Source organism: Gimesia sp. (genome assembly GCF_048260065.1).
Lineage (GTDB): Bacteria > Planctomycetota > Planctomycetia > Planctomycetales > Planctomycetaceae > Gimesia.
Map to the genome: position 1 here is coordinate 75,803 of NZ_JBLXHC010000021.1, position 24,480 is coordinate 100,282.

General features: G+C 51.0%; 10 protein-coding genes. 9 read left to right on the plus strand and 1 reads right to left on the minus strand.

Going from position 1 to position 24,480, the window contains the following annotated elements; translation table 11 throughout:
• The first annotated feature begins 18 nt into the window (after nt 1-18).
• The 5 genes from ACN0YN_RS27635 to ACN0YN_RS27655 all read left to right on the plus strand — a co-directional run bounded on the left by ACN0YN_RS27635 (nt 19) and on the right by ACN0YN_RS27655 (nt 8,899).
• Complete coding sequence (locus ACN0YN_RS27635) at nt 19-1,122, plus strand: type III polyketide synthase (protein ID WP_417388179.1); 1,104 nt, start codon at nt 19-21, stop codon at nt 1,120-1,122.
• A 452-nt stretch (nt 1,123-1,574) separates the two neighbouring features.
• Nucleotides 1,575-3,821, plus strand: coding sequence for a DUF1549 and DUF1553 domain-containing protein (locus ACN0YN_RS27640; protein WP_417388180.1), 2,247 nt, complete (start codon nt 1,575-1,577; stop codon nt 3,819-3,821).
• 91 nt (nt 3,822-3,912) lie between these two features.
• Complete coding sequence (locus ACN0YN_RS27645; RefSeq protein WP_417388181.1) at nt 3,913-6,150, plus strand: serine protease; 2,238 nt, start codon at nt 3,913-3,915, stop codon at nt 6,148-6,150.
• 2 nt (nt 6,151-6,152) lie between these two features.
• On the plus strand, nt 6,153-7,577 hold the full coding sequence (locus tag ACN0YN_RS27650; protein ID WP_417388182.1) for a DUF1501 domain-containing protein: 1,425 nt from the start codon (nt 6,153-6,155) through the stop codon (nt 7,575-7,577).
• 107 nt (nt 7,578-7,684) lie between these two features.
• Nucleotides 7,685-8,899, plus strand: coding sequence for an anion transporter (locus ACN0YN_RS27655; RefSeq protein WP_417388183.1), 1,215 nt, complete (start codon nt 7,685-7,687; stop codon nt 8,897-8,899).
• Nucleotides 8,900-8,941: 42 nt separating this feature from the next.
• Here the strand turns inward: ACN0YN_RS27655 and cls are convergent, their stop codons facing one another.
• Entirely contained in the window at nt 8,942-10,381 is a 1,440-nt protein-coding gene (gene cls / locus ACN0YN_RS27660; protein ID WP_417388184.1) for a cardiolipin synthase, read from the minus strand.
• A 347-nt stretch (nt 10,382-10,728) separates the two neighbouring features.
• On the opposite strand from cls, the gene ACN0YN_RS27665 reads away from it, so the two are divergent.
• The 4 genes from ACN0YN_RS27665 to ACN0YN_RS27680 form a co-directional block, all read left to right on the plus strand.
• A complete protein-coding gene (locus tag ACN0YN_RS27665; protein WP_417388185.1) occupies nt 10,729-12,537 on the plus strand; it encodes a hypothetical protein in 1,809 nt (602 codons plus the stop codon).
• 176 nt (nt 12,538-12,713) lie between these two features.
• Entirely contained in the window at nt 12,714-14,513 is a 1,800-nt protein-coding gene (locus ACN0YN_RS27670; RefSeq protein WP_417388186.1) for a cation:proton antiporter, read from the plus strand.
• 231 nt (nt 14,514-14,744) lie between these two features.
• On the plus strand, nt 14,745-15,233 hold the full coding sequence (locus ACN0YN_RS27675; RefSeq protein ID WP_417388187.1) for a sialidase family protein: 489 nt from the start codon (nt 14,745-14,747) through the stop codon (nt 15,231-15,233).
• A 418-nt stretch (nt 15,234-15,651) separates the two neighbouring features.
• Nucleotides 15,652-24,480 (plus strand): LamG-like jellyroll fold domain-containing protein (locus ACN0YN_RS27680; RefSeq protein WP_417388188.1); only part of this gene is annotated, 8,829 nt, incomplete at its 3' end.

A 24,480-nucleotide genomic window follows, 5' to 3' on the forward strand; every position in this document is an offset into this window, starting at 1 on the left:
AGTAATTGAAGAGTATTTATGAGTTTTGAAATCCTGGGAATTGGTACTACAAATCCAGAGCATTCGATTCGGCAGTCGGAGGCGGCTGTTCATGCACTGTCGCTCTCCTGTCATGTCGATACGACAGAGCAGCAGCGACGTCTGCTGCCTGTGCTCTATCGCCGGGCGGGAGTGAAATCCCGACACAGCGTCGTTCTGGAAAACAGCTCGGGTGCAGAAGCGGTCAGACAGACGTTTTATCAGCCTGCCGAGTCTCCCGCTGATCTGGGACCGGCGACATCGATTCGCATGCAGGAATATGAAAAGCATGCGGCTGTACTGGCGACGCAAGCCGTCCAGGCTGCATTGGATTCGGCCAACGTTGATCCTGAGAAAGTGACTCAACTGGTGACTGTTTCCTGCAGCGGTTTCAGTGCCCCGGGTTTTGATCTGCATGTCTTAAAGCAACCTGGTTTTTCGCCTGATGTTTCACGGACGCATATCGGCTTTATGGGCTGCCACGGCGCTTTGAACGGTCTGCGCGTGGCGAAGTCGTTTACCGATAACGATCCGAATGCCTGTGTGGTGGTCTGTGCGGTCGAGCTCTGCAGCCTGCATCAGCAGTATGGCTGGTGTCCTGATAAGATCGTGGCCAATGCCCTGTTTGCAGATGGAGCAGCGGCAGTCGTTGGTAAGCAGTCTCGAAATCAGACAGGCGACCATTGGGAATTAGTCGCGTCAGGCTCGACGGTCGTCCCGGATTCTGAAGCGATGATGAGCTGGCGGATTGGAGACCATGGATTTGAAATGACGCTGTCGCCACTGATTCCGGATCTGATCAAATCCCGCTTACGCCCCTGGCTGGAGAAGTGGCTGGCCTCACAGGGAACGAGTATTGAAGCGATTGGCAGCTGGGCCATTCACCCGGGAGGTCCAAGAATTCTAACCGCGGTGGCAGAAGCCGTGGGTTTCGAGGAAGAAAAGCTGGCACCTTCGCGCGAGATCCTCTCCGAGTTCGGAAACATGTCTTCGCCTACGGTGCTGTTTATTCTGCAGCGTTTGCAGGCAGCTCAGGCAGCACGTCCCTGTGTGATGCTCGGCTTTGGTCCCGGTCTGACGATCGAAGCAGCTCTGGTGAAATAGCTGTTTTGGACTGCAGCAGACGGGAAAACAAGATACCTGAACTTATGGCGATCCGTTGTTTTAGCAGCGCAATCTTAGCCTGTGTCCAGTTTTACTGTAGCGTCTCCAGGTCCTTTTGGACCGAGTATATTAGATTGAGAGACGCTATGGTTAAATGTGATGCGCTCTAGCTTACCAAGCCTGAAGCAAGGGGATCAGAAATAATTAAAACGCACAATTTGCGCGTGAAATGCAAAAAACCATGCTGACACGACTGAAGAGTGACTTAGAGTTAAGTTGTAGTATCTTACGACCTGACTGGTGTTCGTGTGAATATGTCTGTTCATGCTAAATGAAACTTAATTATTGACAATTGCGAATCGCATCTGTATGGTTTTATATATATTATATATAGAGATAGCGCTATTTTAGTATGCCCACCACAAAACCTTCCCACCTCAATCAGAATCGACATGAATACATTGCATTACGCTGCTTCAACACGTCTATTCGTTCTCTGCTTCCTGCCTGTGATTTTTCTCAGCAACTCTGCAGGGCTCTTACAGGCGGAAGAAAAAACCTCTCCCGTCAGTTTCGTCAATGATGTGGTACCCGTCCTGACAAAAGCAGGGTGTAACATGGGGGTCTGTCACGCCAAGGCCGGTGGGGGACAGAATGGTTTTCAGTTATCCCTGCTCGGTTTTGAACCTCTGGATGATTATGAAAGCCTGGTGAAGGAAGCCCAGGGGCGTCGACTGTTCCCTTCGGTACCTTCCAAAAGCCTGCTGCTGACCAAAGCTTCCAATGAAAATCCCCATGGGGGCGGAATCCGTCTCCCGCGCGATTCGGAAGGGTATCAAGTCATCCGTCGCTGGATTGAAGAAGGTGCCCGCTATTCAACCGGAAATGAGCCAACGCTGGAATCAGTCGAAGTTCAGCCGGAACGTGGCGTGGTGAATATGGGGGAAACCCAACAGCTGAAGGCGATCGCTAAATATTCGGATGGAAGCGTTCGCGATGTGACCGAGGTCGCATTATATGAGTCAAACATTAAATCCATGGCGGAAGCGACCGAGGAAGGGGTCGTCAAAGTTCATGACATTCCCGGCAAAGTAGCAGTGATGGTTCGCTATCAGGGCAAGATCGCGGTTTTCACAGCAGCAATTCCACTGGGAGCCCCCATTCAGGAAGTGCCTTCGGAAAAGAACATGATTGACCGTCATGTTTTTGCCAACCTGAAGGAACTGGGCATTCCTCCCTCACCGGTCTGTGATGACCAGACATTCCTGCGCCGCGTGACTCTCGATATCTGTGGTCGCTTTCCGACACAGGAAGAAACCGAAACCTTCCTGGCGAGCACTGATCCGAAAAAACGGGATGAGCTTGTGGAGCGTCTGCTGCGAAGTCCCAACTATGCGGACTACTTTGCCTCCAAGTGGACACCGCTGCTGAAGAACCGCCGCGATGCCGCCAATGATATTACTTCGAACTTTGCCTTTCATGCCTGGATTCGAGACAGTCTGCTGGCGAATGTCCCCTATGATCAACTCGTGCGCGAACTGCTGGGAGCGACAGGAACCGTCGTCAGCAATCCGCCTGTTGCGTGGTATAAACGTGTCAAAGATCCCAAAGATCAGCTGGAAGATATTGCTCAGCTGTTTCTGGGAGTACGGATGCAATGTGCTCAATGCCATCACCATCCATTCGAACGCTGGAGCCAGGACGATTATTACAGTCTGGCGGCATTCTTCTCACAGATTGGTCGCAAGCCAACCGGAACGCAGGGAGAAGACCTGATCTTTCATCAGCGGGGTGTCGCGCAGGCCAAGAATGTGAAATCTGGCGAGATGCTGAAACCAGTAGCGCTGGGGGATGATATTGGCGAGATCTCAGCCGATGAAGATCCCCGTCTGCGGTTAGGCAACTGGATGAGCTCCAAAGACAATCCCTTTTTTGCCAAAGCACTGGTGAACCGTTACTGGAAACACTTTTTCAAACAGGCCCTGATTGAACCGGAAGATGATATCCGGGATACGAATCCTCCTTCCAATCCGGAACTGATGGCTGCATTGGAAGAACACTTTATCCAGTCAGGCTTTGATCTGAAAGCACTGATTAAGCTGATTACTCAGTCACACACTTATCAACTGAGTTCGATGCCGAACGAATACAATCTGCAGGATCGCCAGAATTACTCGCGGTTCTATCCACGTCGTCTGCAGGCTGAAGTCCTGTTGGATTCAGTCGATCAACTGGCTGGCTCAACAACGGCGTTTGCCAATTTGCCGCCAGGGACCCGTGCGATTGCCTTACCGGACAACAGTTACACCAACGCATCGGCTTTTCTGAAAGTCTTTGGTCGTCCCAACAGTGCCAGTGTCTGCGAATGTGAGCGGGTGCAGTCTTCCAGTCTGGCTCAGAGCCTGCATCTGATTAACTCCTCGGAGATGAAATCCAAACTGGCAAATGCGAATGGGCGGGCTGCGGAATTAGCCAAAGCGAAAGATAAGTCTGTTGAAGAGAAAGTGAATGAGCTGTATCTGACCGCATTTGCGCGTAAGCCGCGACCTGAAGAATTACAGACAGCGGTGCAGTTTCTAACGACACCAGATCCTGAAGCGAAAGTGAAACCGGATACGAAGAAAACACCGACTTCCAAAGACTATCAGGACCTGATCTGGGCTCTGATGAATACCAAAGAGTTTTTGTTTAATCACTAATGAATCGAGACGAAGATTCGTCACGCTGCTGAATAGCAGGTTCTCTCACGAAATCGAAACCATAACCAGTAAAAAATAGAGGCCGGGAAAAATGAAGAGTTTTCGACTGCAGTTCTCGTTGATGATGGGGGTCTGCCTGGCATTGAGTTGCCTGGTTTCTGCAACCGCACAGGCACAACTGGTCTGTCTACCTGCACCCCGGTTATTGACGACCATGCCGATGGGCGGTCAGGCGGGGACCACGTTTGAGGTGACGATCACCGGTGAAGATATCGATGATGCCGATGAACTCAGCTTCTCACATCCGGAAATCACTGCCACCCCAACACTGGGAAAAGACGGACTGCCGGTTCCCAATAAATATACTGTGACTATCGGCAAAGACTGTCCCGTTGGAGTTCACGAAGCCCGCGTCATGACACGTCTTGGTGTTTCCTCCAGTCGTGCGTTTAATGTCGGTCGCCTGCCGGAAGTTTCACAGACCGCCGCAAATACGACACTGGAAACGGCAAAGAAGCTGGAACTGAATTCGATCTGCAATGCAGTGATGTCTCGCCAGAAGATCGATTACTACACATTCGAAGCCGGCAAGGATCAACGGGTGATTGTGGACTGTGCCGCAAAAGGCATCGATTCCAAACTCAATCCCGTCGTCATCATCGCCGATGAGCGTGGCATGGATCTGGTCGTGGAACGACGCGGGGGCATGCTAGATTTTAAAGTTCCTGAAACGGGCAAATACGTGGTTAAGGTGCACGGCCTGACTTATGATGGCGGCCCTTATCATTTTTATCGACTGGCCTTGAAGAACGTGGCCCGGGATGAGATTGTGCCCCGCATGCCTTCCATCAAAAAAGTCAGCGCTTTCTCATGGCCTCCTGCCGGGCTCACTAACGAATCGCTCAAGCCGGAAGTAGAACCAAATAATGCACACGCGGAAGCACAGAAAATCACTCTGCCTTGCGATATCAGCGGCAGCTTCTTTCCTGCAGCAGACGTTGATACGTTCGAATTTACCGCTAAGAAAGGGGAAGTCTGGTGGGTCGAAGTCGCATCAGAGCGATTGGGACGTCCGACCGATCCATCCATTGTTGTGCAGCATGTCAGTGGAACAAGGGCAGATGCGAAAATTACCGACCTGGTTGAACTGAGTGACATTGCCAGTCCCGTGAAAGTATCCAGTAACGGCTACTCGTACGATGGCCCTCCTTACAATGCCGGTTCCTCAGATATCATCGGCAAAGTCGAGATTAAGCAGGACGGCGTGCATCATCTGCAGATCCGTGATCTGTTTGGTGGAACACGTAATGATGCGAAAAATATTTATCGACTGATTATTCGCAAAGCGGCTCCTGATTTTGCTCTGGTGGGCTGGGCGCTGCATATGAATCTGCGGAACGGCGACCGGAATGCCCTTTCCAAACCAATCGCTCTGCGAGGCGGAGCCACGATGCCTCTGGAAGTGGTCGTTGTCAGACGTGATGGTTTCGACGGCGAAATTGAACTGTTCATGGAAAACCTGCCAGAGGGAGTGACTGCCACCGGACTGAAAATTGGTAAGGGAAAATCACGGGGCACAATGCTGATCTCAGCAGCGGAAGGTGCTCCGCGTGGTTTAACCAGTGCGAAATTCTTCGGACGGGCAACGATCAACGATCAGGTGGTCACTCGTCCGTGTGCTCTGGCATCCATGCAGTGGCCTGTGAAAAATGCCTGGAGTGAGGTTCCCAGTCCGCGTCTGATGGCGGATGTTCCCGTCTCGGTCAGCACTTCAGAACAGGCACCGATCACCATCGCTCCTGCAGAAGAAAAAGTCTGGGAAGTGACGGAAGGTGAAAAGCTGACAATTCCGCTCAAGCATGCTCGCCGCAGCGAATTCTCGGGAGCCAATATAACTCTTAAAACTTACGGAGAAGGCTTTGATCGAAATAAAGCCTTTGATGCACCGCTAAAAGCGGATGCGTCCGAAGCAGTGCTGGATCTGGCGACTCTGAAAACTCCTCCCGGCGAATACAAAATTGCATTCGGCGGCTATGCCGTCGTGAAGTATAAAGAAAACCCGAATGCGGTTGCATTGGCTGAAACAGAACTGAAGCAGGCACAGCAGGAAGCAGCGACCTTATCTGCCGAAGCAGAAAAACTGCAGAAGCAGGGAGATGCGGCGGCAAAAGAGGCGGCTGCGAAAGTAAAAACTGCTCAGGCTGCTGTGGCAAAAGCCGATAAAGAATTAAAGCAGGCGACTGCCAAAGCAAAACCCAAAGACATCGTTGATATTATTTTTTCCAAGCCCATTACCATTCGTGTTAATCCAGCTAAGAAGGCGAAATAGTGATGACAGATCCTTTTCACGCATCTACCGTTCATCCGTGTCCGGGTCCTGAAACACGCCGTGGCTTCCTCAAAATGGGCCTGGCGGGTTTTGCTTCGCTCAGTCTTCCTGGAATTCTGCGATTGCAGGCAGCGAGTCCTCTGCCCAATCAAAAGAAAAAGACCGCTGTAATTATGGTCTGGCAACCAGGTGGCTGTTCACACATCGATACGTACGATCCCAAGCCCGCTGCGCCGATTGAATACCGTGGTCCTTTCGGCATGATCCCGACGAAAATTCCGGGAATGAATTTCACAGAACTGCTGCCGATGCAGGCGAAAATTGCAGACAAGTTCACTGTTCTGCGTTCGATGCGCCATGACAGCCCCGGGCACCCGGCGGGAACACTGCGAATGCTGACCGGCGATACCGATCGTCGCGACAAGGAAATTCCCAAGTATCCTGACTGGATGTCCGTTACCAATTATCTGCGTTCCAAAGAAGGTCCGCGTAAAAATCCGCTTCCGCCGTACGTGGGCATCAACTTTTCTTCACAGCGTGTAGGCGGTGCCTACCTGGGAGATGCCTACGGTCCCTTTACTGTTTCAGGTGATCCGAACAAACCGAACTTTACGGTCCCCAATATCGGACTGTCGAATCAGGCTGAAGTGAAACAGCTCGATCGTCGGGCCACTCTGCGTGAGAAGCTTGATACCCTGGAACGTTCGTTCGATCAGGCGGGGGAACTGCAGGCGCTGGACGAATTCGAAACCCAGGCCATGACTCTGTTGACGAATCCCAAAGCAAAAGATGCTTTTGACCTGAGTCAGGAAGATGACCGCACCCGTGATCGTTACGGTCGCAATACCTGGGGCCAGCAATTGCTGATGGCACGTCGACTGGTAGAGGCGGGCGTGGATGTGATTTCGACCAGCCTGAGTGGTCCGCTTTGTGGCCGCGTGTCAAACTGGGACGATCATGCCGTAAACCACCATGTCTTCGATGCCATGCGGTTCCGTTCACAGGCATACGATCAGGCTGTCTCTGCTTTGATTGAAGATATTTACGACCGTGGACTGGATGAACGAGTGCTGGTGGTGGTCACCGGTGAATTCGGTCGTACTCCGAAAGTCAATTACCAGCCCAGTACCGGCGCAGGCAATGCGAGTGCACCTGCCGGCACTAAACAGCCGGGCCGAGATCACTGGCCACGTGCATTTTCTAATATCTGGGCCGGTGGTGGTATCGAGACCGGTCGCTTTATCGGTGCGAGTGACAAGCTGGGCGAAGATTCCATTGAACGGATCTGTGGTGCGGGTGATTTCCTGGCGACCATTTATCATCATCTGGGCATTGATTCGTCGAGTGTGTTTATCGAAGACTTCAACGGTCGTCCCACTCCGATCATTGCCGATCAGGGCAAACCGATTCCGGAACTGATGGGATAAGCGGGGCTGCGATGTAAGCCAGTTGATCGCGGTTGTACAACTGGCTTATAATCTGCGCCTGTTTTGCGCCCCGTATCCCTGATCCCGGACAGAGTCCCACCGTTGCAATGAATGCGTTGATTATCGCGATTTATATCTGCGTCTATCTCAGTATGCTGCTGGGGGGAATTCCTGGATTAAAAGTGGATCGGACGGGAGCAGCCTTACTGGGCGCTATCATTTTGCTGGCAGGACGATGCCTGACTGAGCAGCAGGCTCTGGAATCAATCGATGTGCCTACGCTGGCTCTGCTGTTTGGCATGATGGTGATATCGGCACAGCTCCGGCTGGGCGGCTTTTATGGTCGCATTACCAATCGCATTGTGAATCACGATCTGTCTCCCTCTTTACTGCTGGCGTCTGTAATCGGTTTTGGCGGTGCTTTGAGTGCCTTTCTGACCAATGATGTCGTCTGCCTGGCGGTGACGCCGAGCCTGACTCAACTCTGTTTGCGAAAAAAGCTGAATCCGGTTCCCTTTCTGATCGCGCTGGCATGTGCTGCCAATATCGGAAGTGCAGCGACCCTGATCGGGAACCCGCAGAATATCCTGATTGGCGAATCTTTACATATATCCTTCAATGGTTATCTGCTGATTGCGCTTCCGATCTGTCTGCTGGGCCTGATCGTTGTCTGGGGGGTACTCGTCTTCCAGTATCAGAGGCAATGGTCCCTTGAGTCGGAAGCCGCTGCAGATGATGGCGAGAATGCGTTTAGTTCCTGGCAGACGGGAAAAGGACTGATCGTATTAACTCTGCTGGTACTGGGGTTCATGCTGGCTCCCTGGCCTCGTGAATTACTGGCTCTGGGAGCGGCTGGGATTCTGCTGTTCAGCCGGACCTTTTATTCGCGCAACGTCATGGGGCTGGTGGACTGGCCACTACTGGTGTTGTTTATCAGCCTGTTTATTGTGAATCAGGCCTTTCAACTGGCTGGAGGGATGGACTGGATTATGGCGCGAACTCATGCGGCTGGAATCTCCCTGGAGGATCCTGGGACGCTGTTTCTCTCAACTGCGATTTTGAGTAACCTGGTTTCGAACGTGCCCGCGATTATGCTGCTGTTGCCGATGACAGAGGGCAGTGAGATGGGACCTTTGCTGGCGATCAGCAGTACGCTGGCGGGGAACTTCATTATTGTGGGAAGTGTGGCCAATATCATTGTCGTTGAATCAGCGCGACTGGCAGGCGTCAAGATCGACTTCCGCACGCATGCCCGCGTCGGGGTGCCTGTGACAATCATCAGTTTGTTGGTGGCCTGGTTCTGGCTTCAACTGTTCTCTTGATTTGAAAACAGGTACGAAACCAGAGAACGTCGTTCATGCGGGTTACAGAACCGGTCCCAGCATCGCAATGGTATTATTCCAGAAGCGGCGGGCGATGCTCCAGTTCGCGACAGCTTCCGCTGTGATTTCTCTGGATGATGCCAGATATTCCTGCTGACGTTCCCGGACATTTTCTGTCAAGACAGGGTTAAAAAACAGGATATTGTTTTCATAGTTCAGGTCAAAGCTGCGTCGATCCATGTTTGCAGAACCGATCAGGGTGATTTCACCGTCCAGCGTCAGTGACTTGGTATGCAGCAGGCCTTTTTCGTATTCATAGATTTTCACACCCGCTTCCAGCAGTTCTTCGTAATAGCTGTGGCTCGCTGCGCCGACAATCCGGGAGTCATTGCGGGCCGGAAAAATGATTTTCGTATCAACGCCACGATATGCTGTGGCACAGAGGGCATCCTGCATCGATTCATCTGGAACATAATAGGGGGTGGTTATCACCAGTTCTCTGCGGGCAGAATGGATCAGAGATTCGAACATCTCGGGCATCGCAGAAAAGCGAACCGTCGGGCCGGTACCAACGACCTGTGCTGGAAATCCGGTCTCACGAGGGGGGATGGGAATGTCTAAAAGATGTGACAGATCTTCGTCAACCTGCGTCATCCAGTCACTGACAAACAGATGCTGGTTCTGACGCGCCACTGGTCCTTCAAACCGTATGACGGCATCGACCCAGGGGGCATATCTGGGTTTGACGCGAAATTCCGGGTCGGAACAGTTCTGGCTGCCACAATAGGTGATGCTGTGATCAATCACCACAATTTTACGGTGATTACGCAGATCAATTCGCCCTACAAAGGGACGGAGCAGAGGGTTTCCAATGGGCAGGGCGACTGCGGTTTTTACTCCGGCAGCTTTCAAATCATTCCAGTGGGAAGACTTAATCAGGAGCCGGGAACCCAGATCATCGGCCATGGCACGGCATTGGACACCCCGGGCAGCCGCACGTTTCAATGCTTCCATGATCTTGCATCCGTTATTATCCGGTAACCAGATATAGAACAACAGATGCACGTGTTCCTGAGCTGCATCAATATCTGCGACCATCCTGTCGATCGTGGAATTCGAATCCGCCATCAGTTGTGCCATATTCCCGTCCACGGGTGAATAGCCACTGATGGAACAGCCAACGCGGAAGAGATGATCATATTTCTCTGGGATTTGAGTATGAAAATCTTCTTCAGGGCAAACTGTGCAGCTTAGTTTTGGCAGGCGTTCGAATACTTTCTGCATGCGGGCAACGCGGCGGCGTCCAATATTGACTTCTCCCAGCAGCAGGTAGGCGAGAATACCCAGTACAGGCAGTGTGACGACGACAACGATCCAGGCCAATCGCGATGCTGGTTGACGATGCGGCCTTAAAATGACGCGCATAATGACCAGAATTTCGATCGAAATATGAATCAGTACCGCTATTGTGGCGACGTCCATTGAATGTTCCCTGCAAAAGCGGATCGGGTCCAGCGAGTGAGAGTCTTGAAGAATCAGGATCAGAAAAGGTCAACTTACCGCATTGACAGTTTCAGTTCAAGATACGGATTCTTACGGAAGCGACTATCTGAAAACTGCTTGTATGCAGAGTCGGACGATATTGATCAATTCAGCAAAATCCATGCGCGATGTTTTCGGGATCAAGGCAGCTGAACTTAGACAATACCGGTGATGCCGGATATCATAGGAAAACCGTGAAGCGATTGATTTCGGGTGGGGAATTCCAGCCTTGAATTCTAATCGAACGAATTTGCGTCTCGTGTCACATTGAACAGGTTGAAGATCTCTTGCGAAAATTTCCCCTACCAGCTTTCTGGATATTTACGTTCATTCTCCTTTGTCAGATATCATCGATCCAGGCAAATGAGAAACCGGTACGCGGGTTTCGGGAACTGAACCGATTTAAAGCTTCCGAAGCGCATCAGGCGGTTGCCGTTGATGAAACTTCATTCTATGCCATCTCGAGTCGGGATGTGGCCCGTTATGATAAAGCGACTGGCAAGCAACTCACAAAATGGAAGGGGCCGCAAGACTCCCATATACGTCATTTAAACAGTGGGATTGTGACGGGGGGGAAACTGTATTGTGCCCATTCCAACTGGCCGAAAAGTCCGCTCAAGAATACGATCGAAGTTTTCAAACCGGAGACACTGGAGCATCTGGAAACATTGACGTTTCCGGAGACAGCAGGAGCCATCAACTGGGTCGATCGACGAGCCGGCAAGTGGTGGGTCTGCTATGCGTTTTATGGTCAGATCGAAAACGTCCGCAAGACCCGCCTGGTTTGCTACGATGACAACTGGCAGCCAGAAGCGGAATGGACATTTCCCGATTCCGTCGTAAAACGGTTTCTGCCCAACAGCAATTCGGGCGGGGCCTTTGGACCCAATGGGCTGTTATATGCGACAGGCCACGATCATGGGGAAGTCTACGTCCTGAAAGTTCCGGAGGCTCATGGAATTCTGGAGCACGTGGAAACAATATCTGCCCCGATCGCCGGGCAGGGCATTGCCTGGGATCAGAGCGACATTGGAACTTTCTTTGGCATCATCCGTCGTTCTAAAGAGGTTGTAAAACTCAGGCTGACCCATTCAGCGGAATTCAGTGCACTGCGGGATCGCATTCAATGGAAACGTGAGGCACAAAATCCAATTCTCCCCCCACGGGCTGCGGGAAATTTTGATTCCACACGCTGTATGAACCCCTGGGTCGTCCGACAGGAAAACCAGTACCAGATGTTCTATGCAGGCGGTGATGATAAAGGTCTGCATCGAATTGATATTGCGACAGCGAACGTGGATGACATCACAAACTGGGAACGGAGGGGACCCTTATTTGAGACCGGTCAGCCAGGCAGTTTTGATGCACGCTGGTGTGTTCTTCCCCATGCGATTCGAATGGCGAAGGATCGCTGGCATTTATACTACACCGGAAACAGCGGGCAGGGGACAGGCCTCAGTTCCTTCCCCGGAATTGGTCTGGCAACCAGTGCCGATGGTAAAAACTGGTCCCGTTTCAGTCAGCAGCCGGTCCTGGCACGGAGTGGTGAACCGGGAACTCCCGATGCAATCGGCATAGCCGGTGGTTCGGTGATTCAGGTGACGCGAAGTGATGGTGCGACAGAATGGCGTTTTTATTACACAGGATGTCCTACTGTTGGTAAACCGCATCCGTTGAATCAGCAGAAAACAATCTGTCTGGCTGTCTCTGAAGATGGCATCCACTGGAAAAAGCAGGGGACCATCATGCTGCGTGATCCCGAGCGGGACTATGAGAATGTGGGGGTCGCCGGTCCGGTTGTTCTACAGCGAGATGATGGCAGCTTTCAGATGTGGTATTCCGCAATTGGTTCCCGCTGGGGCTATTATAGTATCTGCTACGCGGAATCGGATGACGGCATCTATTGGACCCGGGGTGAAAAATCGGGGGATAATCTGCAGCTCACGCCCACCGGTTCCGGCTGGGAGAGTCAGATGGTGGAATACCCTTCCGTCATTCGGGAAGGCGAGCGGTTACGACTGTTTTACTGCGGGAACGGTTACGGGAAAACAGGTATTGGAACCGCGATCAGTGTCGAACCTGATCAGAAGAACTGACCCTTGCATTTTGAGTCGCGTTTGTAATGATTCAGCCAGGATGGCGCTTCATTCAAGCGATGTTGCGCTGGCTAAATGAGATTTAATGGACGCGACCAGTTCCCCGAGTCAGAAACAGATGAAACAAACGGCCTGCTGCAATGGGGCCGATTTAACATAGAACAGCTGGAATTTTCATGAGCGAACACGCAATTATTTCCCTGTCATTTATCTTATTTGCAGGCATGCTGTGCCAGTGGGTTGCCTGGCGTGTGAAATATCCCGCGATTATTTTCCTGCTGGCCGCCGGCATTATCGCTGGACCGGTGATGCAATGGTTAAATCCGGATCAGTTATTCGGTGACCTGCTGTTTCCTTTTGTGTCTCTGGCGGTTGCCGTGATTCTGTTTGAGGGGAGTCTGACCTTAAAAATTCAGAATATTCCCGGCCTGGAACGGGTCATCCGGAATCTGATTACGATCGGTGCCTTCATCACCTGGATGATTACTGCGCTGGCGACCCGCACGCTGTTGGACTTTTCCTGGAGTGTTTCCTTCCTGTTTGGTGCGCTGATGGTCGTGACCGGACCGACGGTGATTATGCCTCTCCTGCGAACCGTACGCCCGAAAGAAAATGTGGCCAGTATTCTGCAATGGGAGGGAATTCTGATTGATCCCCTGGGGGCGATCCTGGCAGTGCTGGTCTTTGAATTTATTGTCTCCGGTGGAGTCGAAGGTGGCTTTGCTGCGGGCCTTTTGATCTTCGGAAAGATGCTGCTGATTGGCATGCTGTTTGGCGCAGCGGGGGGCCTGTTGTTTGGCTTTTTCCTGAAGAAATACTGGATCCCGCATTATCTGCATAACATCTCTGCGCTGGCACTGGTTTGTGTGGTCTTTGCGGTTTCCAATGCCTTCGAAGCCGAGTCGGGACTGCTGTCGGTGACCATCATGGGAATCTGGCTGGCAAATATGAAAGGGCTGGAACTGGATGACATCCTGGACTTCAAGGAAAGCCTGAGTATCCTGCTGATCTCCATGCTGTTTATCATTCTGGCAGCCCGAATGGACCTGAGTGCGTTCGTTGATCTGGGCTGGCCTGCGCTGGCCGTTTTTGCCGTGATTCAATTTGTGATCCGTCCTGTGAGTGTGCATCTCTGTGCTCTGGGTTCCAAGTTGAGTATGAATGAACGGCATCTGCTGTCCTGGATTGCACCTCGCGGGATTGTGGCTGCTGCCATCTCCGCACTGTTTTCGATTCGCCTGGAATACCTGGGATATCAGGATGCGGCCCGTATGGTGCCTTTGACTTTTATTGTGATCATCGGAACGGTCCTGCTGCAGAGTACCACCGCCGGTCCGCTGGCTCGATTTCTCAAAGTCGCTGAACCGGAAAACAAAGGTTTCCTGATTGTCGGTGCCAATGCCGTCGCTCAAGTGATTGCCGAAGAGTTAAAGAAAAACGGTATCCATACACTGTTGACGGATCAGAACTGGTCCTCTGTCACTGAAGCCAAGCTGAAAGGTCTGGCTGCGTACTGGGGGAATCCGGTTTCAGAACATGCAGAGCGGAATCTGAATCTGATGGGCATCGGAAATCTGCTGGCAATGTCGCCTCAGGTCGAATTGAATGCATTGGCGGCCCAGTATTATCGACTGGAGTTTGCCCCTGCGAACATCTTTACCATTCGCAATTCACAGCCCACTGCAGGCAAAGCAGAAGCGAAGACGGCATTCAAGTACAGTGGGCGGGTTCTGTTCGGGGAATCAGTCACCTATCAGGAACTGGAGCATTTACTGCATCAGGGGGCAGAGATGAAGACCACTCTGCTGACAGATGAATTCACTTATGAAGACTATCAGGAACAGCAGGGCGCGGCGCGCGTTTCCCTGTTTGCGATTGATCCCAACGAAGCCGTCCATGTCTTTACAGCCGAGCACGACTTTGTACCGAAAGCCGGTTGGAAAATCATGGCACTGGCCGCCAGGAAAGATGCTTAAGCCAGGGGGCCTTAGGTTTCTCATCAGTCACAAGTTGCAGATTTCCTTGATTTTATGGTCTTTTTGAACCAGATGCATCTTTTCACCATTCGCCAGCCTGGCGAAAAATAGTGAAAATAAAATTCATTAATCTTGATCATTCCAGGCGGAAAGCCTGCTCGCTCTTGGAAAAACCCACCGCTACAATCGAATCACTTTCGCGTACATCATCAGTAACGGAATCGGGCTAACATGACGATGCGACGACGTGATTTTTTAACATCATCCCTGTCAACCGCATCCCTGATAATGGCTTTTTCAGGGATGCTGGTTCCATCGCATTTGTCTGCGAAGGGGGAGTCGCGTGGTGACAATTGTCGTCTGCTGAAGCCCGCTCATGATCAGATCGTCTGCCCCTGGCAACCCGAGCATCCCCGGCACGATCACCAGTTGATCTTTCCCCTGGATGAGCGACGTCTGCTGTTTTTTTGGAATAATGCAGCATCTCCCTCGAACTGGTCTCGCACACCTTTGATGGCTGCGATTTCTCAGGATGAAGGCAATACCTGGGGACATTTCAAAGACATTGATGCGCGACCGGATTTTGATGCCGCTTATCCTTCTCTCACATTTTTCAAAGACGAGGCTTTGATCGCTTGTTATTCACGCTCCATACGCTGGAAACGTGACTCCGAAATTACGCTTAGAACGTATCAGGTCAGGCAGTTTTATGACGGATGAGGTCTTTTAAGAATGTTCGGCATGGAAGTTATGGCACCCTGACGATCGGCTTCGGTCCCGGTTTTGTGTGTTTTTCGTTCTGAAACGGCTTGGAAATTACCCGGTTCTGTATAGGTAAGATGTTAAAAAAAGGCAACATTCTGGATTTATTGGTAAAAACCCCCAAATTGTTAAAATTATGCTATAGCCCCCAAATTGTAGTGGAAATTATTCCACAGATTGGGTAATTCTATTATTTTAACTGAAAATAGGTTGACTACGAAGATAGAGAGCTATCAGTGGTTTAGAAGAAATCAGCAGAGATGTTCAGGACTGTAAACGTCACTCCGGTGCGTTAGACAGTTGGAAAATAATAGTGACTGAGGCGAAATAATCTCATCCCCAGGGACTTTTGATTCACTTACGAAGGAATGACAGGATGCTACTGACGAACTGGCTCAACACACTCACTTCCCGTATCCGCAAACGTCGAGTTTTTCGTTCCCGTGATCGCCGCGACATCCGCAGACGCTGGCAGTCAATCGTCAAGAATCAGATCTCTACAACAGAAGCGCTCGAAGACCGCACGCTGCTGACGACGGTATTTGATCAGGGGGAACTGTTGGCACCCGCAGGGACAGCACCTCATGATTATGATGAAGCAGGTCATGATGTTGCCGTCGATGGAGACTGGATGGTAGTAGGAGCACGTTTAGCAGATCCGATCAGTCGCCATAATGCAGGAGCTGTTTATCTTTACAGCCGTAATGATAGTAGTACTCCTCTCGATCAAAGCGATGATACCTGGGACTTTCACTCCACCTTGACCTCCCCGTTGATCATAGACCCTTCAGTCGAGAATGATGTCTTTGGCTTCACTGTGGATATCGATGGAGATACACTGATTGTCGGAGCCGTAGGAGCAGCTGATGGGGAAACACCTGGTTCTGCTTATATTTTCACGAAAGAGGATCCCAACAGTACACCGGAAGACCTGAGTGATGATGTCTGGAACTTTCGAAAAACACTTTCCCGACCAGCTGATTTAGCAAATTCTTTTAATCAACAGTTTGGCTATTCTGTCGCGATTAGTGGTGATACCGCGGTCGTAGGCGCATCTACTGATGATTTGGGTGGCTTAGACAATTCCGGTGCTGTTTATGTGTTTTCTACAGAGAATGATTGGAATGACTATTCAGTCAATAAATTGAAGGCCGAGATTCAGGATGACAATGCTCTATTCGGTCACTCAGTCGCCATCGATGGCGATGCAAGCACGATCATTATCGGGGCTCATGTCGATCTCGACCGAGGTGCGGTGTATCTGTTTGAGCGGGTCGAAAATGGAGCTGGTATAGCTGATGATACCTGGGATGAAGTGAAAAAAGTTTCTGGAATTCAAGCCGGTTCTGCTTTTGGTATCTCTGTTGATATTGACGGAGGTATCGCTGTCGTTGGAGTTCAAGGTTTCGACCTGGAATCAACTGAAAATCTCGAAGATGTTGGTGTCGCCTATGTGTTAGATCATTCCGCAGACTGGGGAATTGTGGGTGAGCTAAATTCACCCAGTCCTGCTGAATTTGATTACTTTGGTCATGCTGTCGCCATCAGTGGAGACCGGATCATTGTCGGGAGTTGGTTGGATGATTCTACTTCAGTAGGCAGTGGTGCTGCTTACCTGTTCGACCGTGAGGAAGGCTGGGCAGGGGCGGTTGCCAGAATCGACTCTCAGCATAATACTTCTGGGGATCAATTTGGCTGGTCAGTTGATATCAGTGATGCTTCAGTCATTGTGGGGGCGATTGCTCATGATCATGGGGACACGAACACGGGTGGTGCATTTGCCTATGCTCTTCTCAATGATCCTGACAATGTGGGTAGCTTCGACGGGAGTGATTTCACTCTTAACTCGTCCACGAATTCCAATACGAACATCACCATTTCCGAAGCAGGCGGCGTGATCACAATCACCGATCCGGGAGCCTATCTGCAAGCGCCCGCCGGTGCGACGCAGGTTGACGAACACACCTTTACTTTTACACTGGGCGACATACCCGGAGGTACCATTTACATTAATGGTGGTACGGGAGACGACAACCTGATCGTCGATTCGTCATTGGCGCTGGCTGGGATTTCCGTTGTCTACGATGGTGGAAGTGGTGGTGGATTCGACAGTCTGGAAGTGACCGGTTCAGCCACCGATGTCGAGTATGTGTTTGATAATCTGCATGATGGAAAAGTTCGTCTGAACGGATCCGGAAACAATTTCATTACCTATACCGGTCTGGAACCGATTGCTTCTCCCCTCAACGCCACCAATGTGACCCTCAGCTACAGCGGTGTTGGCGAAACCATTACAGTCACTGACGCCGGCAGCGGACAGACGACAGTGACATCCACTTCCGGGGAAACCATTACATTTGATAATCCTACAGGCACCCTGACAATCAATGCCGGCGATGGTACTGACATCATTGATATCAATTCACTGGCAGCTAATTTCAGTGGTAATCTGGTAATCAATGGAGAAGCCGGAGTTGATGATGTTGTCAATCTGAACTCCTCAATTTCATTCAATGCCGGGCGATCGCTGACAGTCAATTCTGAAAGAGTGGCAGTGAAGACTGGCTTCACTGTGACTGCCGCTGGCATTGAATTCAATGCGGAAACCGTAGACCTGGACGGTGATCTGATCGGTGCCGTTTCCGGTGATTCTAATACCGTGGTTGTGTTCGGCTCAGCCGGCGGTGCAGATCTGCAGGATGCTGTTAACATTGCCGGTACTGGTAGCAATATCTACGTTTCCGCGGGCACCTATCTGACAAATGGTTCTCTGCTGGTAAACGAAGAAGTTTCCATTATCGGGGAAGGCAGCGATGTCGTCGAGATTCGTAAATCAGGCGCGCCTACCGGCAACTATGACGAAGCGATTTCGATTACTGCAAACAACGTGACTATTTCCGGCGCACAGCTTGGTTGGGAAATTCATACATCAGCGACTGACTATCAGGGATATGTAGTCACGACGACTGCTGACCATACAACCTTAAACAATCTGTACTTTGATGATAATTACCGCAGTGCGGTTGTCTTTCAGAATGCGGACTATCTCGAAGTCTCTGATTCCATCTTTGCAGGTTTCTTTTCACGTGCAGCGATTCGTGATGGAAATGGGGGCAGCGGTGAGCATTTCCTGATTACCCGCAACGAATTCCGGGAAGATCACTATCGCTGGGGGCCCATCGCGATTGGGCCACAGGGAACGGATGGTGATCCCAATAACTTTGCCTTCAGTGGGGAAATCTCTTTCAACTACTTTGCCAATGGTCTGCAGGCAGGGAATTTCCAGGGAGACGGCGATCAAAACTACACAGTCACAATTACCAACCAGGGTATGACGGCAGATGGCCTGAATATTATTCACAACACATTTGACTGGCAGGATGCCTCGACCGTAAACGGGGCTGGAAATTACGCGCAGTCTGCAGGCGTTTATATTGACCCGGACCTGTCGATTTCAGGTCCCGTCAATATCACTGACAACATCTTTACCGGTTTTACTTACGAGGGGCCACAGCCTTCCACCGACCCTCTCTGGGGGGCAACTGGTGTTTTTGGAACGGCTCTCGAGTTTGACGGCGTCGATGATTACGGCTTCTTTGAGAGTGCTCTGTTTGATGTTGGTACAACCGGTACGCTTAACTTCTGGGTGAATATGGATGACCAGAGCCGACGCAATCAGTTCTTTGAGGGACTGGATGGTCTGGGGTTTGAATTCCAGTATCGGGAAAATAGTAACGGACAGTTTTTTGGAACTCTGGAACGAGTTACCGATCCTGATGACAACTTTACAATTCAGTTGGGGAATGCGAATGGCACAACAGGTGTCTGGCAGAACCTGCAGTACACCTGGAACTTCAACGGTGGTGTCAGCCCTGAAATGCACATCTACATCGATGGATCTGAGGTTGCCTATCTGCCAGGTTATGATTCGAGCATGGAACTGTGGGAGACTACCGTCAGTACGGTGAGCCAACTGATCACCGTTGGGAAAGATGCCGGTACCGGTAAATACTTCGATGGTAAGATGGACGATATCGGCTGGTTCAATGCTGTACTGGATAGTACAGCTCGGGACAATATCCGTAATAACGGAGTTGCTGCTCTTGCGGCTGATCCTCGTCTGGTTGCCCACTGGGACTTTGATGAGACTTCCGGTACAACAGCCGTTGATAATAAAAACGGCATCGTCATGCATATTGTTGCCGATGGAATTCCTCCGTTTGGTCCCGAATTTCAGGAAACTGGCGGGAAGTTTGGCGGAGCGCTTGAGTTCGATGGCGTCGATGACTTTGCCACGTTCCAGAGTGAGAACTTCGACGTAGGAGAAACCGGAACTCTCAACTTCTGGGTGAATATGGATGACCAGAGCCGCCGTAACCAGTTCTTTGAAGGGCTGGATGGCGTTGGGTTTGAATTTCAGTATCGGGAAAACAGTGGCGGACAGTTCTTTGGAACAATGGAACGAATCACTAATCCTGATTACAACTTTGTCATTCAGTCGGGGAATGCGAGTGGTACAACTGGTGTCTGGCAAAACCTGCAGTACACCTGGAATTACAATGGTGGTGTCAGTCCCGAAATGCACATCTATTTAGATGGAACTGAGGTTGCTTATCGGTCAGGTTTTGACTCGAGCATGGAACTCTGGCAGACAACTGTCAGTACCGTCAGCCAGATGATCACTGTTGGGCAGGATGCGGGCGGCGGACGGAATTTTGATGGTCTGATGGACGATATCGCCTGGTTTGATGATGTACTGAGTCAGACAGAACGGGATCTCATTAGAAGCAACAGCGTTGGTGGTTCTGCTCTGAACGGTGATCCCAGACTGGTTGCATACTGGAACCTGGATGATACTGCTGGAACGACTGTCGTCAGTGGTGATGGTGGAACGAACATTGATCTGCTGCTTCAACAGAAACCGGCATTGCCACCGGTTCAGGGAGTTGGCGTGATCGCTCCTTCCGGTGTCAACCTGACAAATAACATCTTTACCGGCAATGATCTGGATTCCAACCTCACTCTGGATCCCAGCAATCAGACAGGGACTCTGGATCTGCTGTATGCCAAAGACAGCGATCCTCTCTATATATCCACTGAGTCCCTGGCAGAACAGTATCGCATCGGCTTTGGTTCGCCTGCTGCTTACCTGTCCTCTGATATTGCCATTGATCCGGCAACCCCATTCCCCCATATCGGAGCATACCAGGGCTTCCCCGGTTACTATGGTACTGGCGATATTCTGATCTATGGAACCAATGACAACGATCTACTGGATATCACCTTCAATACTGCGAATGAAGCGACATTCACCTTCACTCGTGATGTAGGTGGCCCAGGGGAATTCACTGAAGGTCCTGTTATCCTGACGGGAATCACTTCCTTTACGTTCTACGGTCTGGAAGGCGACGATACCCTCCGCATTACCAACCCGGGAGGCGGACTGGTCAACCCCGTAAATGGTATTACCTATCATGGCGGTACAGGTGGTCAAACAACGGGTGACACTCTGGAAATTCTGGGCGGAGTCGCAACTTCGGTCTTACATACTTTTGAGAATGCCAACGACGGCAGCGTATCCTTTAACGGTGAAACTACTGCAACCATTACTTATACTGGTCTGGAACCAATTTCAGATACGATCGCGGCAGGCAATCGGACCTTCAGCTATCTCGGCGGTGCAGAGGCCATTACACTCAGCGACTTTGGTGGCGCGAATGACGATGTGTCTGTGATCAGTTCGACCCTGGGTGAAGCAGTCAATTTTAATCACAATACCCTGACCAGCATCACCATCATAACGACCGACGGCAGCGGCGCTGATACCGTGAATATCAATAGTGTTGATGGCAACTTCAGCTCTAACCTGACAGTAACCGCGGGAACTGATGATACGATCAACACGGGAACAGTTGATATTGGATCGGGAGCGCTCGACCTGACTGGTGGTCAGGTCAATGTGAATGGTGCTTTCACGACCACGGGTAGTGTGGATATTGACTCAACATTCGGTAATATTCACTTTGCAGCAGCCGGGTCCATCGACGCCGGTACCAGTGAGATTGACTTAACCGCCGCTTCCAATGTGAACTCATTAAATGTGACCACCACCACTGAGGTGCGGGTCACTGCTTCTGCTGGTGGCATTAATGACTTGACTGGGAATGCACAGATTACGGCTGATCGGGTCGCCTTACGTGCTGGAACTGGTGGCATTACCGACATCGCGACCACTGTCAATACTCTGGCTGCCAGTGCAACAGATGGAGGCTTTAACTTCGACAACACTGGTGATCTGGAAATTGGCTCCGTGGATAGTCTGGATGGTATTACAGCGAACAGCAGTACCATTTTTGTGACTGCTACCGGCGCGTTGACCGTCACTCAGGCTGTTTCTGCAGAAACAATTGGTTACCTGAGAGCCGTTGATGCTGTCAGTGCAGGGCAGGATATCAACGTCAATGCAGGGATCACCACTACAAGTGGAGATCTCAATTTACAAGCCGGTGATAATTTGAATCTGGCAACCGGAGTTACATTAAATTCTGCGGCATTTATGATTATCTCCATTGATAGTACATTAGGTGGTACTCCAGATGCGGCGGGTGGTGTGGCCAACCTGAATGGAATTCTGCAAGCGGGATCAAACATCACCGTGAATGGTGGAACTCAGGCTGATCAGGTCATCATCGACAGTAATGGCGGTACTGCCAGTGATGGTGGTAACGTCGAGGGTGTTCAGGCCCTCTTTAATTTCGTCGGTTCTGGTGGTGCGGATCAGCTGATTCTGGATGATTCAGGAGACTCAAGTGGGGATGTGATTTCCATCTCCAGCACTGGTCCCGGATTGGGTGCGGTAGCTGGTGCAGGACTGGCAGCTTTGGGCTTTAACTTCAACAGCCCTTCAACCATCACTCTGAATACGGGAACAGATACCGACGTTATCAGTGTGGAACTGGGTAATGGTTCTCCCGATGTGAATATCACTTCCGCAGGAGGTACGGATTCGCTGACCGTATTAGGACGTGCTTCCGGCGATGATCTGCTGGTAGCAACTCCCGGTGCAGTGGGGACAGGCAGTGGTACGATTCTGGATCTCGGCTTCCCCAAAACCATTGACTTTGACGGAATCACAGGACCGATCCTGATTGACGGTCGTGGTTCCGCTACAACGGATCTGGTGACTGTATTCGGAACAGCGGGCATTGATACCACGACCATCGGCCCCAGTGGTCCTGTGCTGCTGACAGAAATCGATCCGACGCTGGTCACGATCGGCGTACAGAATATCGATGTGCTGGCTGTCGATACAGATGACGGCGAAGATGTGATTGAAGTCTCTCCCGATCTGAATATTGCGATCGACATTAACGGGGGAGATCCGACGGCACCTGCGTCTCCCGGCGACTCACTGATTTATCTCACTCCTTCAGGGCAAGGTTCCAATTACACGCCAACGGGGACCGACAGTGGTACGATCACCGCCACAGGTGGTTTCCAGGCTGTCACATTTGATGAAATCGAAACGGTGACTCTGGGAGGCAGTGTCACTGTAACGGGTACTGCTGCCGATGACGTGCTGACGATCACTGCGACTTCTTTCAATGCCGGAACGTACCAGATTGTCTCCGGTGGCGTACCTGGTCCGGTGATTAACATCAATTCCATCACCGACTTCACCTTCAATGGTGGTGACGGCAACGACACGTTGATTATCGACAACTTCAATATTGCGTCCACTCCCGGAACCGATCTGTTCAATCCGTCAGGCGGTATCTTCTTCAACGGAGAAGGTAATACCGCTGGAGGCGACAGTCTGCAGATTCTGGGTGGCGATGCGACGACGGTAGAGCACCGCTTCACCAGCGCGAATGACGGCAGCATCTACATTGATGGTGCTGGTACTGCGACCATTACCTATACCGGTCTGGAACCGATTCAGGATGATATTACTGCTACCGATCGTATTTTCAGCTTCCTGGGAGGAGCTGAAGTCATCACCCTGTCTGACGATGGCTTTGCGGGTAATGGTAAATCGACCATTGGTTCCACCCTGGGTGAATCGGTCACGTTTACTCATCCGAGCGGCACTGTGACGATTAACACCGAGTTGCTGGGGGGCAGTGGAATTGATGCCGTGAATATCCAGGGGCTGGACAGCACATTTAATGCAAATCTGACTGTTAATGCAGGTATTGACGACACGACGACATTTCAGACGAACGCCACCAACATTGGCGCTGGGAATCTGGCTGTCAATAGTGGCAATGTTGTCTTTGATCAGGATGTGACCACAACCGGTAATGCGGTGATCAACGCGACTGGAGGTTCAATTACCGATGGTGGATCGAGTGCCGCCGATGAACTGTCCGCAGCGACCGCAGTTATGACGGCAACAGCTGACGTAGGTGGAGCCGGCGATGCGTTGGATATCAATGTCAATAATCTCGAAGCCGATGCAGGCGGAATCATTACGATCAACAGCACTGGCGCTACACCACTGACCATCGGTGGAATTGGTCCTGTTGTCGGTCTTGAGGCAGACAACGGAATCGACCTCTATGCAACTGGACAGTTAATAATTGCTGAGGCGATTGAGAATTTAAATAATCTCATCTCAATAGAATCTGCGGATTCCATTACCCAGACGGCTACAGTGAATGCGAACAACGGAAATATCGCAATCACTGCCAGTGGATCTATTCTCCTGGCCTCTTTGATTGCCTCAGTTGGCACCATCGATGTGCTTTCCACCACAGATGAGATTCTGGATAACAACGGTGGGGGTTATAATGCAGTCACCACCAACGCACGATTTCGTGGGTTTTTGGGAGTAGGTACCGGCGGGAATTTTCTGGAGACCTTCGCAGGAACCATTGTCGGTGGAAGTGCCGCCGGCGGTTTCTACATTGATAGTGATTTGAGTGTCAATCTCGGTGGCGGCTCATTCGGTGGAGGAATTACAGCTGCCGGCGAAATCATCGTGCTTTCAAGTTCTGATATCGATGTTGAGGAAACTGTGGAGTCTACCGGGTCTTTCATCACGCTGGATTCTGATTCCGATATCAACGTCAACAGCACCGTCCAGACTAACGGTGGAGCCATCGACCTGCTGGCTGATAATGATTTGAATCTGGGGGCGACTTCTCTCATCGATACTACCATTGCAGCAGTGGTGACGTTGACAGCCGACAGTGACACCAGC

Bases quoted from the DNA above. Each gene is read 5' to 3' on its own strand.
- ACN0YN_RS27655 (WP_417388183.1), top strand. From the start codon at position 7,685: ATGAATGCGTTGATTATCGCGATTTATATCTGCGTCTATCTCAGTATG.
- ACN0YN_RS27640 (WP_417388180.1), top strand. From the start codon at position 1,575: ATGAATACATTGCATTACGCTGCTTCAACACGTCTATTCGTTCTCTGC.
- cls (WP_417388184.1), bottom strand. From the start codon at position 10,381: ATGGACGTCGCCACAATAGCGGTACTGATTCATATTTCGATCGAAATT.
- ACN0YN_RS27670 (WP_417388186.1), top strand. From the start codon at position 12,714: ATGAGCGAACACGCAATTATTTCCCTGTCATTTATCTTATTTGCAGGC.
- ACN0YN_RS27635 (WP_417388179.1), top strand. From the start codon at position 19: ATGAGTTTTGAAATCCTGGGAATTGGTACTACAAATCCAGAGCATTCG.
- ACN0YN_RS27645 (WP_417388181.1), top strand. From the start codon at position 3,913: ATGAAGAGTTTTCGACTGCAGTTCTCGTTGATGATGGGGGTCTGCCTG.
- ACN0YN_RS27675 (WP_417388187.1), top strand. From the start codon at position 14,745: ATGACGATGCGACGACGTGATTTTTTAACATCATCCCTGTCAACCGCA.
- ACN0YN_RS27650 (WP_417388182.1), top strand. From the start codon at position 6,153: ATGACAGATCCTTTTCACGCATCTACCGTTCATCCGTGTCCGGGTCCT.